Annotated in this window: 16 protein-coding genes; 12 read left to right on the top strand and 4 right to left on the bottom strand. The window is 72.2% G+C overall.

The genetic code is table 11. The features are described 5' to 3' along the window. The first annotated feature begins 75 nt into the window (after positions 1-75). From F4556_RS32290 to sph, 3 genes are all read left to right on the top strand, one after another. Positions 76-648 carry a TetR/AcrR family transcriptional regulator gene (locus tag F4556_RS32290; protein WP_184922487.1) on the top strand — a complete coding sequence of 191 codons (573 nt, stop codon included), beginning with the start codon at positions 76-78 and terminating at the stop codon, positions 646-648. 84 nt (positions 649-732) lie between these two features. Beyond that, positions 733-1,812 carry an SDR family oxidoreductase gene (locus F4556_RS32285; RefSeq protein WP_184922485.1) on the top strand — a complete coding sequence of 360 codons (1,080 nt, stop codon included), beginning with the start codon at positions 733-735 and terminating at the stop codon, positions 1,810-1,812. A 130-nt stretch (positions 1,813-1,942) separates the two neighbouring features. Then, positions 1,943-2,920, top strand: coding sequence for a sphingomyelin phosphodiesterase (sph, locus tag F4556_RS32280; protein WP_184922482.1), 978 nt, complete (start codon positions 1,943-1,945; stop codon positions 2,918-2,920). 19 nt (positions 2,921-2,939) lie between these two features. Here the strand turns inward: sph and F4556_RS32275 are convergent, their stop codons facing one another. Beyond that, complete coding sequence (locus F4556_RS32275; protein ID WP_184922480.1) at positions 2,940-3,986, bottom strand: polysaccharide deacetylase family protein; 1,047 nt, start codon at positions 3,984-3,986, stop codon at positions 2,940-2,942. A gap of 456 nt (positions 3,987-4,442) precedes the next feature. Here F4556_RS32275 and F4556_RS32270 point away from each other — a divergent pair, with 456 nt between their 5' ends. Together F4556_RS32270 and F4556_RS32265 are read left to right on the top strand one after the other, a co-directional pair. Beyond that, positions 4,443-5,573, top strand: a complete 1,131-nt coding sequence (locus tag F4556_RS32270; protein ID WP_184922478.1) for a hypothetical protein — start codon at positions 4,443-4,445, stop codon at positions 5,571-5,573. Between the two features lie 111 nt (positions 5,574-5,684). After that, positions 5,685-5,876 (top strand): YegP family protein, encoded by a 192-nt coding sequence (locus tag F4556_RS32265; protein ID WP_184922476.1) that lies wholly within the window; start codon positions 5,685-5,687, stop codon positions 5,874-5,876. A 70-nt stretch (positions 5,877-5,946) separates the two neighbouring features. Here the strand turns inward: F4556_RS32265 and F4556_RS32260 are convergent, their stop codons facing one another. Next, a complete protein-coding gene (locus F4556_RS32260) occupies positions 5,947-6,999 on the bottom strand; it encodes a S1 family peptidase (RefSeq protein WP_184922474.1) in 1,053 nt (350 codons plus the stop codon). A 207-nt stretch (positions 7,000-7,206) separates the two neighbouring features. On the opposite strand from F4556_RS32260, the gene F4556_RS32255 reads away from it, so the two are divergent. The 5 genes from F4556_RS32255 to F4556_RS32235 all read left to right on the top strand — a co-directional run bounded on the left by F4556_RS32255 (position 7,207) and on the right by F4556_RS32235 (position 11,718). After that, positions 7,207-7,752: an SCO2400 family protein gene (locus F4556_RS32255; RefSeq protein WP_184922472.1), complete on the top strand. Its 546-nt coding sequence runs from the start codon at positions 7,207-7,209 to the stop codon at positions 7,750-7,752. A 99-nt stretch (positions 7,753-7,851) separates the two neighbouring features. Continuing rightward, positions 7,852-8,565, top strand: a complete 714-nt coding sequence (locus F4556_RS32250) for a DUF6215 domain-containing protein (protein ID WP_184922470.1) — start codon at positions 7,852-7,854, stop codon at positions 8,563-8,565. Between the two features lie 119 nt (positions 8,566-8,684). Then, complete coding sequence (locus F4556_RS32245; protein ID WP_184922468.1) at positions 8,685-10,091, top strand: NAD(P)/FAD-dependent oxidoreductase; 1,407 nt, start codon at positions 8,685-8,687, stop codon at positions 10,089-10,091. Positions 10,092-10,186: 95 nt separating this feature from the next. Next, positions 10,187-10,555, top strand: a complete 369-nt coding sequence (locus tag F4556_RS32240) for a DUF6188 family protein (RefSeq protein WP_184922467.1) — start codon at positions 10,187-10,189, stop codon at positions 10,553-10,555. A gap of 44 nt (positions 10,556-10,599) precedes the next feature. Next, the gene (locus F4556_RS32235; RefSeq protein WP_184922466.1) at positions 10,600-11,718 is read left to right on the top strand and encodes a DUF5685 family protein; all 1,119 of its coding nucleotides are present in this window, start codon (positions 10,600-10,602) and stop codon (positions 11,716-11,718) included. A gap of 66 nt (positions 11,719-11,784) precedes the next feature. Here F4556_RS32235 and F4556_RS32230 read toward each other — a convergent pair whose 3' ends face one another. Beyond that, on the bottom strand, positions 11,785-14,343 hold the full coding sequence (locus tag F4556_RS32230; protein ID WP_184922465.1) for a collagenase: 2,559 nt from the start codon (positions 14,341-14,343) through the stop codon (positions 11,785-11,787). A 313-nt stretch (positions 14,344-14,656) separates the two neighbouring features. Between F4556_RS32230 and F4556_RS32225 the strand changes: the two genes are divergently transcribed. After that, positions 14,657-14,959, top strand: coding sequence for a hypothetical protein (locus F4556_RS32225; RefSeq protein ID WP_184922464.1), 303 nt, complete (start codon positions 14,657-14,659; stop codon positions 14,957-14,959). Between the two features lie 56 nt (positions 14,960-15,015). Continuing rightward, positions 15,016-15,813 (top strand): nucleotidyltransferase domain-containing protein, encoded by a 798-nt coding sequence (locus F4556_RS32220; RefSeq protein ID WP_184925537.1) that lies wholly within the window; start codon positions 15,016-15,018, stop codon positions 15,811-15,813. Between the two features lie 53 nt (positions 15,814-15,866). Here F4556_RS32220 and F4556_RS32215 read toward each other — a convergent pair whose 3' ends face one another. Continuing rightward, positions 15,867-16,022 (bottom strand): hypothetical protein, encoded by a 156-nt coding sequence (locus F4556_RS32215; protein WP_184922463.1) that lies wholly within the window; start codon positions 16,020-16,022, stop codon positions 15,867-15,869. Positions 16,023-16,070: the final 48 nt, after the last annotated feature.

Here is a 16,070-nt window from a genome sequence, read left to right as displayed (position 1 = left end):
GGTTCGGAAATACCGAACCTCCCGTCGCCTCAGGACGGTTGACCAGAATATGCAGACCGGTCTATTCTCGCCGCCATGGGAGCCAAGGGCGAGGAGACGCGGGCCCGACTGGTGCGGGCCACCCGGGATCTGCTGGAGGCTCAGGGGTACGCCGCCACCGGGCTGAATCTGGTGCTGACCGAGAGCGGCACGCCACGCGGTTCGCTGTACTTCCACTTCCCCGACGGCAAGGACCAGTTGGTGGCCCAGGCACTCACCGAGGCCGGGCGCGAGATGAGCGACCTGATCGAGCTGCTCCGGGACACCCGGACGGCGGGATCGGCGCAGGTGATCAGCCGGTTGATCGGTCTGCTCGCCGACCGGATGGAGCAGTCCGACTACCGCAAGGGCTGCCCGCTGGCCACCGTCGCCCTGGAGGTCTCGGCCTCGAACGAACCACTCCGCCGCCTGTGCGCCGACACCTACGCGAGCTGGCAACAGTCCTTCGCGGAGCTGCTGGTGACGGAGGGTTACACCGCCGACCGGGCGGACGTCATCGCCGGGGCCGTGCTGTCGCTGCTCGAAGGCGCTCTGCTGCTGGCCCGGGTTCAGCACAGCCGCCTCCCGCTCGACCAGGCCGCCCGCTCCGCCGAGTTGCTGCTCGCCTGAGCCCACCCGAGCCCGGCCCGGCCCATCACCGCATCTCCCCGCTCATCGCAAATTATGTAGACCGGTCCATTTACAGGAGAGCCCATGCCCGCCACCACCCTCGTCCTCGGCGCCAACGGCTTCATCGGCCGCTGGCTGGTCCGCGAACTCCTCGACCAGGGACACCCGGTGGCCATCGGCATCCGGGCCGCCGGCCGGGACACCGAACTCCGCCACTGGCTGCACGAGCACGGCACCCCGACCGACGCCCTGACCACCGTCACCGCCGACATCACCCGCCCCGGCCTCGGCCTCTCCCCCGCCGACCACGAACGCCTGGCCGAGGTCCGCGACATCCACAACCTCGCCGCCCTCTTCCGCTTCGGCCTCCCCCGCGCCGAGGCCGCCGCCGCCAACCGCGACGGCGCCGTCCACGTACTGCGCTGGGCCGCCGCCCGACCCACCACCCGCCGCCTGGTGCACCTCTCCGGCTACCGGGTCGCCGGCCACCCGTCCCCGCTGCCACCGGCCGACGCCGACCGCCTGTACCGCCGGCTCGGCGCGTACGAGGCGTCGAAGATCGAGGGCGACAGCGCCGTCCGCGCCCTCGCCCCCGAACTCGGCGTGCCGCTCAGCGTGGTGAGCCCCAGCACCGTGATCGGACACTCCGTCACCGGCGAGGCGGGCCAGTACATCGGCCTGGCCACGCTGGTCGAGCAGCTGTACCGGGGCCGCCTCCCCGCCCTGGCCGGCAGCCGTCGCACCTTCGTCCCCGTGGTGGCCATCGACCACCTGGCCCGGTTCCTGGCCGCCGTCCCGCAGCACGACCACGGCCCGCTGCACCAGCACACCGTGCTCGACCCGGACACTCCCGAACTCCCGGCCCTGATCGACCTGTTGGCCGAGCACCTGGACGTCCGCACACCCCGACTGCGACTGCCGGTCGGCCTGGTCCGACGCCTGCCCCGCGCTCTCACCGGCGCCGACCCGGAGACCCTGTCCTTCCTCTCCGAGGACCGCTACGACACCACCTCCGCCGACCGGCTCGCCGCCGAGGCGGGGCTCCGCCACCCGCCCGTCGCGGAGACCCTCCGCCGCTGGGCCGACCGCCTGGTCGCCGAGAACTTCGGCCGCCTCCCCGAACCGACGGCCTACCCGGCCGGGACCCCCAAGGTACGTACCTGACAGTAGGTCTAGTTCAAGCCGAGTTCATCGAATGCTCTCCCGACGTCTTGAAGCGCGTGAACAAGCCCGAGTTGACTACACAACACCTCGTCGCTTGACGAGCCCCCGTCACCCTCATCACGGAGCCTCGATGCCCCACACGTCCGTCCGCCGCGCGGTCGCCCTCACCGCGGCCGCCCTGCTCGGAACGCTCGCCGCCGCCCCCGCCGCGCAGGCCGAGCAGGCGCCCGTCACCGTCGCGCCGCTCAAGGTGCTCACGTACAACACCTTCCTGATGAGCACCAGCCTCTACCCCAACTGGGGCCAGGACTACCGGGCCAAGGAGATCGCGGCCGCGCCGTTCTTCCAGGGCAACGACGTGGTGGTGCTCCAGGAGGCGTTCGACAACGCCGCCTCGGACAAGCTGCTCTCGCTCGCCAAGGCGGCGTACCCGTACCAGACCCCGGTGGTCGGCCGCTCCACCAGCGGCTGGGACGCGACCGGTGGCAACTACAGCTCCACCACCCCCGAGGACGGCGGGGTGACACTGATGAGCAAGTGGCCGATCCTGCGCAAGGAGCAGTACGTCTTCAAGGACGCCTGCGGCGCCGACTGGTGGTCGAACAAGGGCTTCGTCTACGCGGTGCTGAACGTCAACGGCCAGCGCACCCACGTGCTCGGCACCCACCTGCAGTCCACCGACACCGGCTGCTCCAGCGGCGAGCCCGCCACGGTCCGGGCCGCCCAGCTGAACGCGATGAAGACCTTCGTCGACAACAAGGGCATCCCGGCGAGCGAGCCGGTGATCGTCACCGGCGACCTCAACGTGAACTCGCACGACTCCGAGTACCCGGCGATGCTCAGCAACGGCAACCTGACCCCGGCCACCAACCGGACCGGCTGGGTGAACTCCTTCGACACCGTCGACAACTCGATCGCCGCCTACCGCTACCCGGGCGAGCCGAAGGAGGACCTCGACTACGTGCTCTACCGGGCCGACCACGCCCGCCCGCAGAGCTACACCAACGAGGTGCTGCGCTTCCACAGCAAGCCGTGGACGGTCAGCAGTTGGGGCAAGAGCTACACCTACAGCGACCTCTCCGACCACTACCCGGTGATCGGCGGCTGACGGAGCGTCGGAAACCTGCTCACCGGGTGGCGGTCCGCGGCCGCCCGGTGAGCAGTTCGGCGGGGGTGACGAACCGGTAGCCCCGCCGCCGCAGCCCGTCGATGATCCGGGGCAGCGCCGCCACGGTCTGCGAGCGGTCCCCGCCGCCGTCGTGCATCAGCACCACCGAACCCGGCCGGACCTGCCGCAGCACCCGTTCGGCGATCACCTCCGCGCCGGGCTCCGCCCAGTCCTCGGTGTCCACGTCCCAGAGCACCGTGGTCAGCCCCAAGTCGGCCACCCGCTCCATCAGTTGCGGGCTCCGTCCGCCGTACGGAGGCCGCATCAGAACCGGCTGCCCCACACCGGACGCCTCCGCCAGTACCTCAGCGGTGAAGTCGAGCTGCTGCCGCAGCCCCTCCCGGCCGAGGTCCGGCAGGTAGGCGTGCGACCAGGTGTGGTTGCCGAGCAGATGGCCCTCCTCGACGATCCGGCGGACCAGCGCGGGGTGCGCCAGGGCGTTCAGCCCGATGCAGAAGAACGTGGCCCGGACGTCGTGGCGGCGCAGCAACTCCAGTACCCGCTGGGTGTTTTCGGGGTGCGGGCCGTCGTCAAAGGTGAGCGCCACCGTCGGCTCGCTGTCCTCGCCGCCGCCCAGCAGGCACCGTCCCTCGGCGGCGAGCCGCCGCTCCACCGGCCCGGCGGCGGCCTCGGCCGCACTCACCTCCTGCTCCCGGCCCGTCATGATCCAACTGCCGGGCGGCAGCGGGACCAGCGCACCGAACCGGGCCTGCCCCACCCCGGCCAGTTCCTCCGCCGTGTTCCGGCCGTCCACCAGCAGGTGCGGATCGGCCCGCCGGACGTCCAGGCCGGCCGTCGCGAGCAGACCGTCCAGCAGTCCGCCGGCGCTGTCGACCACCACCGTCAGGCCGTCCGGCGCCCGCCCGGCCAGCTCCGCCAGCCGCGCCACCGGCCGCTGCTGGGCGCACCGTTCGTACCGCTCGGCCGCGCCGACCGGGCGCCCCTCGCCGTCCACCACGGCGATCCGGTAACCGTCCCTGGTCAGACCCACTCCGGCGAACCACATGGTGACGCCCCCTCAGCCACTCGACTCCGCCCCGTCACCCGGCCGCGCCGAGAGCGGCCACGATCATACGAGCGCCGCACCGGATCGCGCCCCGGTCGCACCCGGCCGATATTCCGACGTCACCAATTCTTCTTCCAGAGCGCCGAACTGACGGAATCCCAGCAATCCGAAAGCCTCTCGGGGTCGACGCCGGCAGCGGCCCTGAGCCAACGGGTGCTGCTCGGCCGTCACCTTTGCCCGCCGCGTCCGACACCGGACACCCCGCCTGCGTCGCCACCACCCGCGTTACGATCCACACGAGGTTCGGGCAGGACGCGGACGAGGGGGAGTCGAGTGGGTGTCTGGGAGGCTTCGGAGACCGTTCCGGTGACCGGCGGCGGGCAGGCCGGGAATCGGTCGGCCGGCGGCGCGGCAGCGGCGGGAAAAACTGCGGAACGGCCGGTCCGACCGGCCGAGTTGTTCGTTCACCATCAGCTGCTGGAGGACCTGGTCCGCCAGGTGCAGGCGATCGACGAGGCGGCCGCGGGAGCGGACGCCACAGCGGCCCACGGGTCGATCGGGTTGCCGCTGACGCGCTTCGCGCTCGGCCGGCAAGCGGAGACCGGAACGGCAGACGAGTCCGCGGCGGGGATCGAGCTCGGCCCACTCGCGGGGCGGACCTCGTCCGACGTGCTCGGGCCGGAGGAGGCTGCCGACGGCGCCGACGAGGAGAAGGTCCACGACCTTCGCCGCCGCCTCGCGGTCCGGTTCGGCCGGACCTCGGCCGCTCTGCCGCTGGTCCCGCGTCTCCTGACGATCCGCCTGCTCCTCGAGTTCAAGGCCCGGGGTTCCTGGCCGGCCGGCGACCGGTCCTGGTACGGCCTGCTCACGGGGGCCGTCCAGCCGCTGGGCGCCCTGGATCCGGACCGGCTGGCGGACGACGAGGCGGAGGCCGCCGCGAGCCTGGCCGCCGTGGTGCTGGCCGTACTCGACTTCCAGGCCACCGACGGGGCCGACCGGACCCGCTACGAGCAGCTGGCCGAGTCGCTCGGGCCACTGCTGCCGGCCGCCGAGCCCGACCGGATCACCGGCTACGTCTCGCCGGAACTGGCCGGAGCGTTCGGGGTCATGGTGGACGTGGACCACGTGCTGGAACTCGCCAACGGCATCCTGCGGGATCCCGTCACCCGGGCCGTCCACGAGCTCGACGCCGAGCCCGACTCGACCGCGCGGAAGCACTCCCCACGCCTGCTGTCCGTCCACGGCCACTGGAGCGACCTGACCCGGGCCGCCCTCGACGCGGTGGGCCGGACCGGCCTCAACGGCCCGATCGGCGCCTGGGCGATCGACGACGAGACCGGCGCCTGGACCTTCGTCGCCTGGCGGAAGCCCGACCTGTTCGAGGTCACCCAGCACGGCCGCACCCCCGGCTGGCGGCACTTCCAGCTCCCCCCGGTCAGCAACCCGGCCGGCCTGGCCCGCGGCGCCGGCCTCCGGGGCCGCCCCCCGAAGGCGTCCGGCCCGCTGGCCCAGCCCACCCCGATCGGCCGGGAACTCCTCGACGAGCTCGGCCTGCTCCACCCGTTCCCACCCTCGGAGGAGGCGTAGCGCCGGGGCCACGGTGCGTCCACCCGAACGCGCGGCTCGGCATGCAGCCCGCCGACGGCCGTCCTACGGTGCGTCAGGAGGGGGCCTACCCAAGCGAGAGGTGTATTTCCGATGGCAGGGAAGTTCGAGCTCTACACCGACACGTCCGGTGTGCACCGGTTCCGGCTCAAGGCGGCGAACGGCGTGGTGGTGATCACCAGCGACCCGCACGAGACCAAGGAACAGTGCATGAAGAGCATCGATTCGATCAGGAAACTCGCGCCCTACGCGCAGGTGCAGGAGTCCGCACCGGCTCCGGCCTGAGCCCCCTGACCGCCGGAGGGCCGACCCCACGCGAGGCGGGGTCGGCCCTCCGAGCTGTGCAAACGAGGCGTCAGTAGACGCTGACCCCGTACGCGCTGAGCGCCTCCACCACCGGCTGGAAGAACGTGGTCCCACCGCTGGAGCAGTTGCCGCTGCCGCCCGAGGTCAGGCCGTGCGCGGTGTTGCCGGAGTACAGCGCGCCGCCGCTGTCGCCCGGCTCGGCGCAGACCGTGGTGCGGATCAGGCCGCGGACGCTGCCCTCGGCGTAGTTGACCGTGGCGTTCAGCGCGGTGACCTGGCCGCTGTGCACCTTGGTGGTGCTGCCGCTGCGGTAGACGGTCGCGCCGACGGCGGGGGTGCTCGCGGCGGTGATCCGGCGGGTGCTGCCGTTGTACAGGTCGACCGAGGACGGCGGGGTCGAGCCGTCGGTGTACCGGACGATGGCGAAGTCGTCGCCCGGGAAGCGGGAGTTGGTGGTGTTGCCGAGCTTGGTGGTCTGGCTCTGGCTGGTGTACCAGGAGCTCACCGCGTTTCCGCAGTGACCGGCCGTCAGGAACGAGTACGTGCTGCCGCTGCGCACGTTGAAGCCCAGCGAGCAGCGGTAGCCGCCGCCGTAGATCGCGTCACCGCCGGCCAGCTTGGTGCTGAACCGTCCGGCCACCTGCTCCACCCGGACGGCCGCGCCCAGCCGCTGCGCGGCCTCGGTGACCTGGGACAGCTTGGCGCCGTTGACGCTCTCGTCCACCGAGAGCAGCACCTGGTTGGTGACCGGGTCGACCGACCAGGCGGTGCCGGGGACGGCGGCGGAGCGGTCCAGTTCGGCGGTCGCGGCGGCCAGCTGCGCGCCGCTGCGGGTCACCAGCTGCGCCACCGCCCCGGTCGCCCGGACCTGCTGCGCGGCGGACTGGTCCGTGACGGTGACGACCAGTCGGCCGCTCCCGTCCAGATAGGAACCGGCGCTGCGCTCCTCGCCCAGCGACTGCTGGAGCGCGGTGGCCACGGCGGCGGCCTGCTCGCCGGCCGGGGTGGCGCGGGCGACGGCGGCGGACGGCAGAGCGAGTGCGGAGCCGGTGACCAGCATCGCGGCGGCGGCGAGCAGGACGGCGGGACGGCGGTTCCTCATAGCGGTGTCTCCCTCGTGGGGGCTCGGGACTTGCTGCTGAGCACCACCATCCGTCCGCCCCATGTGCACGTCAACCGGAACGCCTCTGCCAATCCATTCGTCAACTCCCCTGCCCTTCAAGCAACTTGCCCGTGAACACCGGATCTCTCCGAAAGCCTCACACGTGACACCTGTCGGCCGTTCGAGTGCCGTGCCTAGGGTCCAGCAATGGACTACTGCGCCCCCTGCCACCGACACCTCAACGGCGCCCTGTCCTGTCCCGGCTGCGGAGCACCGGCCTCGGCCACCGCACCCGTCGCCGCGCCCCGTACGGACACCGCGCCCGCCGCCGTACCCCGCGCCGTCTCCCGCCGTCGGCGCCGTAGCCGCGGCCCCGTGATCGCGGCCACCGCCCTGGCGCTGGCCGTCGGCGGCGCCGGGGTGCTCGCCCTGCTGCCCAGCCCGAACTCGGCCGAGCCCACGCCCCGTCAGGACCGGCCGACCGCCGCACCCACCGGCTCCGCCACGCCGACCCACGCCCCCTCCGCGGCGGCGTCCAGCACCAGACCCTCCCCCTCGGCCACCGCCAAGCCGAGCAGTACCCGGCCCAGCGCCGGCCCGTCCACCGGCCCCGCCTCCCCCGCCGCCTCCGGCCCGGCCAGCGCACCGCCGGCCCCGGCCCCGTCCTCCGCCGCGCCGACCTCCGCCCCACCGGCGACACCCCGCCCCTCGGCCTCCCCCACCTGCAACCGCTTCCTGTTCTGGTGCACCTGAACCGGCGGCCGCTCCACTACTTACCGACCGGTAACGCCCCCTGGTACCTTCGCTCGACGTCACCGCACCGACGCGGTGGACCGACACAGGGGGATCGGTATGGAAACTGACGCAGTCCCGGCTCCGGTCGTGGCCGGACCGCCGGACAACGCGCCCGGCAAGGGCGCCCGGAGCGCCGTCCTCCAGACCGCGGCCGCCGTGGCGCTGGCCGCCGCCGTCCTCGGGGGCATGTGGGCAGCGGGCCTGTTCCGGTCGACGACCGCCGACGGCAAGCCCGCCGCGTGCAGCCCGCCCAAGGCCACCGACGCACCCGAGTACCCCGCCCTGTGCGCCGCGCTCAACCGCCCCGACCTGCCGACCCTGCTCGGCACCCCGGACACCCCCGTGGTGATCGCCCAGTCCGGCGGCGGCCCGATCACCCTCGCGAGCGGCACGGTGGTGTACGACGCCTCGGCGGAGGTGCAGCTCGGCTCGACCCACGTACGCATCAGCGACAACCACGACCTCTCGGTCAAGACCGCCACCGCCTTCGGGGGCTCGCAGACCCGGCCGACGTCGCTGCTCGGCCACCCCGCCGCCACCTACTCCGACCACACCCTCGCATTCGACTTCAACCTGAGCGGCAAGGACACCACCGCCAAGCCCGGCGGCATCGCCCGGCACCTGGTGGTCGCGAAGGGCGCCGACGCCAACGGCGGGTCCTTCGAGATCACCATCTGGCGGCAGGACCTCGGCTCCCCGGACGACGCCGCGCTGTTCCGGATCGCCGGCCAGGTCTTCCCGACCCTCCAGGGCTGGGCCCCCAACCCCTGATCCGCCCGCCTGACAGAGTGCCGGATCGGGCCCGGGGTGCGTGGCACTCTGTCCGTGGCCCCCGCCTTCCGCCGGACGATAGCCTCCCGGGCACGTCACCGAAACGAAGGCAGGTCCCCGTGGGCTCCAACGACAGCAGTCCCGTCGTCAACGGCGGTGTGTCGTTCTGGTATTCGTCGATCGGACTGCCCGCCCCGCGCCCCGGCCTCACCGGCGGGACGGACGTCGACGTCTGCATCGTCGGCGGCGGCTACACCGGGCTGTGGACCGCGTACTACCTCAAGAAAGCCGACCCCGGCCTGCGGGTGACGGTGCTGGAGCAGCGGGTCTGCGGCTACGGGGCCTCCGGCCGCAACGGCGGCTGGCTGTACAACGGCTTCGCCGGGCGCGGCGCGTTCGCCCGCCGGTACGGCACCGACCGGGCCCGGGCGATGCAGCGGGCGATGGACGACTCGGTCCGCGAGGTGGTGGACACCGCCGCCGCCGAGGGCATCGACGCCGACATCGCCCGGGGCGGCGTACTGGAGGTGGCCAGGACACCCGCCCAGCTGACCCGGCTCCGGGCCTTCGCGGCCGAGGAACACACCTTCGGGGAACACGAGTTGGCCGTCCTCTCGGCAGCCGAGGCAAACGCCCGGATCCGGGTGGACGGCGCGCTCGGCGGCACCTGGACGCCGCACGGCGCCCGGATCCAGCCCGCGAAGCTGGCCCAGGGCCTGGCCCGGGTGGTGCAGGAACTCGGCGTGGTGATCCACGAGGGCACCGAGGTGACGGCGATCCACCCGGCCACGCCGGGCCGCCGGGCCCGGGCCGAGACGGCCACCGGGACGGTCACGGCCGACTACGTGCTGCGCGCCACCGAGGGCTTCACCGCCGGGCTGCGCGGCGAGCGGCGGACCTGGCTGCCGATGAACTCCGCGATGATCGTCACCGAACCGCTGCCGGCCTCGTTCTGGGCGGAGACCGGCTGGCAGGGCCACGAGGTGCTGGGCGACTTCGCGCACGCCTACATGTACGCGCAGCGCACCGCCGACGACCGGATCGCGCTCGGCGGACGCGGCGTCCCGTACCGCTACGGCTCCCGGACCGACACCGACGGCTCCACCCAGCAGCGGACGGTGGATCAGCTCCGGGACATCCTGCACCGGTTCTTCCCCGGCACCGCCGAGGCCCGGATCGACCAGGCCTGGGCCGGCGTCCTGGGCGTCCCCCGGGACTGGTGCGCCACCGTCGAACTCGACCGCACCACCGGCCTGGGCTGGGCCGGCGGCTACGTCGGCAGCGGCGTGACCACCACCAACCTGGCCGGCCGCACCCTCCGCGACCTGGTCCTCGGCGACCGAACCGACCTCACCGAGCTCCCCTGGGTGGGCCACACCGTCCGCCGCTGGGAGGTGGAACCACTGCGCTGGCTCGGCGTGCACGGCCTGTACGCCGCCTACCACGCGGCCGACCGCCAGGAGGCCGCCGGTCGCGCCACCACCTCCCCGATCGCCCGCCTGGCCGACCGGATCTCGGGCCGCTGACCCCGGCCCGGTCGCACCACCGGCCGAGGTACGTGACGCGGGCAGGTCAGCGGACCAGAATGGAGGGGCGCACCGAGCTCCAGGAGGCACACCCGATGACCGAGTCGATCGCCGAGCTACTGGCGGGCCGTCAGGTCCAGCGGGTCCGGGCAGGCACCGGCCTCTGGCTGGAGCTGTCCGGGGCGGTCTCCGTCCTGATCGACAGCGACTTCCGGCTGCTGGCCGCCGGCGGCGTGGAGCACTTCTACCCGCAGCTCGGCACCGGCGTGAGCGGCGGCCTCGCCGTGCTGACCGGAAGCCACCTGACCGGAGCCGTGGTCAGCCCGGCCGGCGGCCTGGAACTCGCCTTCGACAGCGGCCGCCGGCTCGTCGTCCCCCCGGACACCGCCGAACACCCCTGGCAGATCCTCGGCCCCGACGGCCCGCTCTTCACCGCCGAGCCCGGCGGCTACCTGACCGGCTGACCCCACCCGTACCATGCTCCCGGACCACAACACAGGGGGACTGGATGTTCGGGATCATCAGACCGTGTCGGCACAGCCTGCCCGAACCACTGCGGGCCGCCTGGCTCGCCCACCTCTGCGGGCTCTGCCTGGCCCTGCGGGACGGCCACGGCCAGCTGGCCCGGACCGCCACGAACTACGACGGCCTGGTCATCTCGGTGCTGGTCGAGGCGCAGTCCGCGCCCAGCCGCCGCCAGGCCGGCCCCTGCCCGCTGCGCGGGATGCGCGGCGCCCAGGTCGCCGACGGCGAGGGCGCCCGGCTGGCGGCGACCGTCTCGCTCGCGCTCGCCTCGGCCAAGGTGCGTGACCATGTCCTGGACGGTGACGGGGTGTTCGCCCGCCGACCGGTGGCGAGCACCGCCCGTGCGGTGACCCGGCGTTGGGACCGGCAGAGCGGCCGGGCCGGTGACCGCATCGGCTTCGACACCGCCGTCCTGCTCGAAGCGGCGGACCGGCAGGGCGAGTTGGAACGGACGGCGACGGCGGGCAGTCCGCTGCTGACCCTCACCGAACCGACCGAGACCGCCACCGCCGCGGCCACCGCCCACACCGCCGTCCTCGCCGGCCGCCCGGGCAACGCGGCCGCCCTGCACGAGGCGGGCCGGCTGTTCGGCCGACTGGCCCACCTGCTGGACGCCGCCGAGGACCAGGCCGAGGACGACGCGAACGGCGCCTGGAACCCCCTGACCGCCACCGGCACCACCCGCGCCGAGGCCGAACGGCTCTGCCGGGACGCCACCCACGGCATCCAACTCGCCCTGGCCGAGGTGGCGTTCACCGATTCGGCACTGCCGCACCGGCTACTGGTGCACGAGACCCGGCGCGCGGTCGACCGGGTCTTCAACCAGATCGACCATGAGACCCCGGGAGCCCCCGCCCCCGAGAAGCCGCCCACATCACGCGGTCTGCTGGCCGGGTGCGCGATGTGGGCGCTGCTCGCGTGCAGCTGCCAACTGCTCTGCTGCGACCACAACGACCCGTGGTCCCGGGAGCGCCGCGAGGGCTTCTGCGAGCGGCACGGCTGCGACTGCGGTGACTGCTGTGACTGCGACTGCTGCCAGGTCTGTTCCAACTGCGACGGCTGTGACGGCTGCGACTGCTGCTGTCCCTGCGACGGCTGCTGAACAGCCCTGCCCGGCAGTGATCCGTCGGGATCAACTGCCGGGCAGGGAACGGACAGTGTCGGAGACTCAGAACTGCGTGCTGAGCGTGACCCCGCTGAAGTCGGTGCTGGCGTACAGGCTGATGTACCGGTAGCCGGCGGTCGGGTTGGTGACAGTGATGCTCTGGGTGGTGCCCGGGCTGGTCGAGGACGCGGTGAACGCGTTCGGCGAGGCCCAGGTGTTGGCGTTGTAGTAGAGGAACGCGGTGCCGGTGCCGCCGGAGGTGGTGACCTTCAGCGTGGTGGTGCCGGCCGGCAGGTAGACGTACAGGTAGTCGCTGTTGCCCGCCGTCGCCGCGCGGTTGGCCCGCGAGCAGTTCTGGCCCATCTCGTCGGCACGCGCCGCGGTGCAGGCCGGCAGGGTGACGGGACCGCCACCGGTGAGCACGGTGACCGAGGTCGGGGAGGTGGCGCTCCGGCCGGTGTTGTCCGTGACGGTCAGGGCGACCGTGTAGGTGCCGGCGGCCGCGTAGGTGTGGCTCGGGTTCCGCAGGTTCGAGGAGGTCCCGTCGCCGAAGGTCCAGTTCCAGGCGGTGATCTGGCCGGCGCCGGTCTGCACGGACTTGTCCGTCAGGCTGACCGTGCCGCCGTTCACCGACTGGCCGAACAGCGCCGTCGGGCCGGGCGCGTAGCAGGCGCCGGCCGCGCAGTTGGTCAGCCAGGCGTCGAAGTCGGCGTCGTAGCCGGTGCCGACGTTGTTGTAGACCGCGTAGCCACCGGCGTAGTCACCGGCGCGGAAGCGGGCCAGCATAGTCTGGACGTCGCTCGGGTGCTTCTCGAACATGTAGCGCACCGCGAGGTAGCCCCACGGGTAGACCCGGGTCGAGTCCGAATTGCCGTACGTGTTCTGGAAGATGGTGCTCAGCTTGTAGGTGTGCTTGCCCGCCTCGACCATCGCGTCGTTGTCGGTCGCACCGCGGTAGGTGAACGACACGTACTCGGCGACGCCCTCGACCCACCAGATGTCCGGGACGGAGGTCTGGGTGCTGAAGCTGCCCTTCATGTCGTAGATGCCGTCGAGGTAGTGCGTGTACTCGTGGTTCAGGTTCCACACCCGGGCGGTGTCGTTGAGGTTCCAGGACTTCTGGTACATCACCGTCACGGCCTGGTTGTTCGGGTCGGTCGGGTTCATCACGGTCTGGCCACCGTTGTCGGTGGAGTTGCCGTAGATGGCCCAGGAGTACGTGGTGTAGTCGGTCTTGTTGGCGAAGATCCCGAAGATGACGGTCTTGTTGTACTGGTTCGGGATCGGCCCGTTGTCCTTGACCAGGTTGTGGAAGAACGTGTCCTCACCGCGCAGGCTGGTGCAGACCGCGGCCAGCTCGGCGGCCGAGAGCGCCTGGGTCTGGAGCGTGCGGTTGTCGCAGACCAGCTGGTTCGGCAGCACGGCCGCGGTCAGCTTCGCGGGCAGGTTGCAGGTGCCGTAGTACGAGCAGTTGGCCGGGTTGTACTGGTTCGCCTGGTAGGCGGTGCCGACGTACAGCGGCCCGGTCCGACCGAGGATCGGGCTGGCGTCCAGCACCTGCTTCACCAGCGGCTTGGCCGCGGCCTCGACGGCGGCACCGGTGCCCGCCATCCGGGACAGGTCGTTGCCGGCGTTGACGTCGAGCGCGGCGTTCGGCCCACCGAGCAGGTCCTGGTGGTTGATCGCGAAGTTGGCGAGCGTGGTGGTGATGCTCGGGTCCGCACTGACCGCCTGGACGAAGTCCGGGTTCCAGCTACCCCGCCAAAGGGCGTACCGCAGCGGGGCGTTGACCGCGCTGACCATCGAGGGGATGGCGTTGTACGAGTTGTCGTAGGCGTTCAGGACCTGCTTGTAGACGCCCAGGTAACTGCCCTGCAGGTTGGCGCTGTCGGTGAAGATCAGCACCTGCTTGAGGATGTTGCCGTTGGCGTCCGTGACGTCCTTCGAGCGCGCGCCGGCGAAGAAGGTGTCCATGCCCGCCTTGGCGGCGGCGGTGAGCGTGGCGTCGTAACTGCCCACCGCACCGGCGTTGTTGGACTGCACGTAGTAGCCGGCCCGCAGGAACAGCACCAGCTGCAGGATGCTGTTCGCGTTGTCGCCGGTGTAGGCGGCGGCGCGGTTCTTGAAGGCGGCCGCGACGGGCAGCATCTGCGACTGCTTGAAGACACCGCCCGCGGGGGTGCCGGTGATGTCGAACAGCGTGCTGACGCAGTCCGTGGTCGAGCTCTCGATGAAGGCGACCAGGTCGGCGCCGGTACGGGAGCTGAAGTCCGCCGCGGTACAGCTCTGCGCAGCAGCGGCTGCAGCCAGTCCGGCCTTCTTCTCGGCCGGGCGGGGGGCGGTCTGCACGGCCGCCGTACTGGTCGGCTCACCCATCGCGGCCTGGCTGAGCTGAGCCGGCGACAACGGGGCGGCGGGCTCGGCGAACCGGTCGGAGTCGGCCGCGAAGGCGGTCAGCCCGGCCGGCTTCGGGGCGGCGGAGGCCGCAGCTGCGGCCGGCGCCGGCTTGCCGGCCGACGGGCCGGGCGCGGCAATCGCGGAGGTGGGGAGCAGAGTGGCGACCGTGGCGAGGCCGGCTATGACGCCGGCTGCGAGGGTGGGTAGCGAAGTACGCAGGCGCACTGCCAAGTCCTTTTCCTGTGGGGGGCACTCATGGAGCATCAGGCGGGACAAGCGGGGACGTGGCGTGCATCCTGCCACCGAATGGCCATCAGAACAATGTCACAGGTCATATCTCACAACTGTGGGCATCCGTTCCGGACCGCCTGACCGACTCCCCATGGCCGCCACTCCGTCCATCTGCTCGACGGCAGCGGCCTGTTGGCCCTAGCGTGTCGCCTGAGACCTTCCGGCGGTCAGCACCGCCGAGCACCACGCACCGATCTCCACCGGCACCTCGCCGACTGGAGCACCGCCCCTGGGAGAGGAACGTCCGATGAAGTGGAGACGGGATTCGGGCCAGCCGGAACCGGCCACCCCGCCCACCGTCGTCACCGTCCACAACACCGTGAGCGGTGGGACCTTCGCCGGAGGGTTCATCCAAGGCGCAGGCGCGACCGAGCGCCTGAGGCTCGACCTGGACGGACAGGTCGCCCTCGACCGCCTGTCGCCCGCCGAGCAGTACGAGGCCTGGGCAGCAGTCCTCCAGCAGGCCGTAGCCCTCGCCGCCACGTACGGCACCGCCGCCGACCTCGCCGCCTGGGCAGCCGAACAGGGCTACTCGATCCACCGGGCCTGAGCACCGGAATTGCCTGGCCCTGCCCACCGCCGTCCTGCCAGACTCACCCGGTGATCATTCAGGAGACGGCCGATCGCCTGGCCCTGGCACCAGGCGTGGTCGGCGTCCTGCTCGGCGGCAGCCGGGCCCGTGGCGAACACCGCCCGGACTCCGACTGGGACCTCGGCATCTACTACCGTGGCGAACTCGACCTCGCCGCCCTGCGCACCCTGGCCGGCCCTTCGGTCGAGGTGACCGCCCCGGGCGGCTGGGGCCCCTGGGTCAACGGCGGCGCCTGGCTCCGCGCCGCCGACGGCACGGCGGTCGACTGGATCCTGCGCGACCTCGACCGTGTCTCCCAGGTCTGGGCCGACTGCCGCGAAGGCCGCTACGAGGTGGGCATCCAGGCCGGCCACCCCCTCGGCTTCTGGTCCCCCTGCTATCCGGGCGAGGTCGCCCTCGGCCAGATCCTCGCCGACCCGACCGGCGAACTGACAGACCTTCAGCACCGCACCATGACCTACCCCGAACCCCTGCGCGAGGCCCTGACAGCGGGCGCCTGGGAGGCCGAGTTCCTGCTCGCCGCCGCAGCGAAGGGCGCCACTCGCGCCGACACCTTGTACGTCTCCCTCTGCCTCTCCCGCGCCGTGGGCGTGCTCGTCCAAGCGATGCACGCCCACGCCCGACGCTGGTGCCTCAACGAGAAGGGCGCCCTCCCCGTCGCCGAAACCCTCCCGAGCGCCCCACCCGACTTCGGCCCCCGGGTCCACCGCCTCCTGGGAGCCCCCGGCACCACGGCCGAATCCCTGACGGCCACCGTCGCCGAGGCCGGCGCCCTCGTCGCGGAGACCCGCGCCGCCTTCGGCAAGACCTGACGAATCGTCAACTCCCGTGACTCCACCGAAGCGACCGCGCCTCGCCCACCTCGCTACGACTGACCCTGCTCCATCATGCTCGACCGGGTCTGGACCTGCTGGTCGGCTTCCTCCTGGCCGTCAGCCGCTGAGTCCTCCTCCGTGGCGCCACCCACCTTCTTGACGATCAGTTCGGTCTGGTCGTCCCCGTACTCGTCCAGCTCAGGCACTGTGCTCCTCCTCCACGGCCGGCACCATGCCGACCGTGGCGCGATCCT

This window comes from Kitasatospora gansuensis (genome assembly GCF_014203705.1).
Lineage (GTDB): Bacteria > Actinomycetota > Actinomycetes > Streptomycetales > Streptomycetaceae > Kitasatospora > Kitasatospora gansuensis.
Note: the sequence above shows the minus strand (reverse complement) of the source record. Positions and strands in the feature narration are given on the sequence as shown.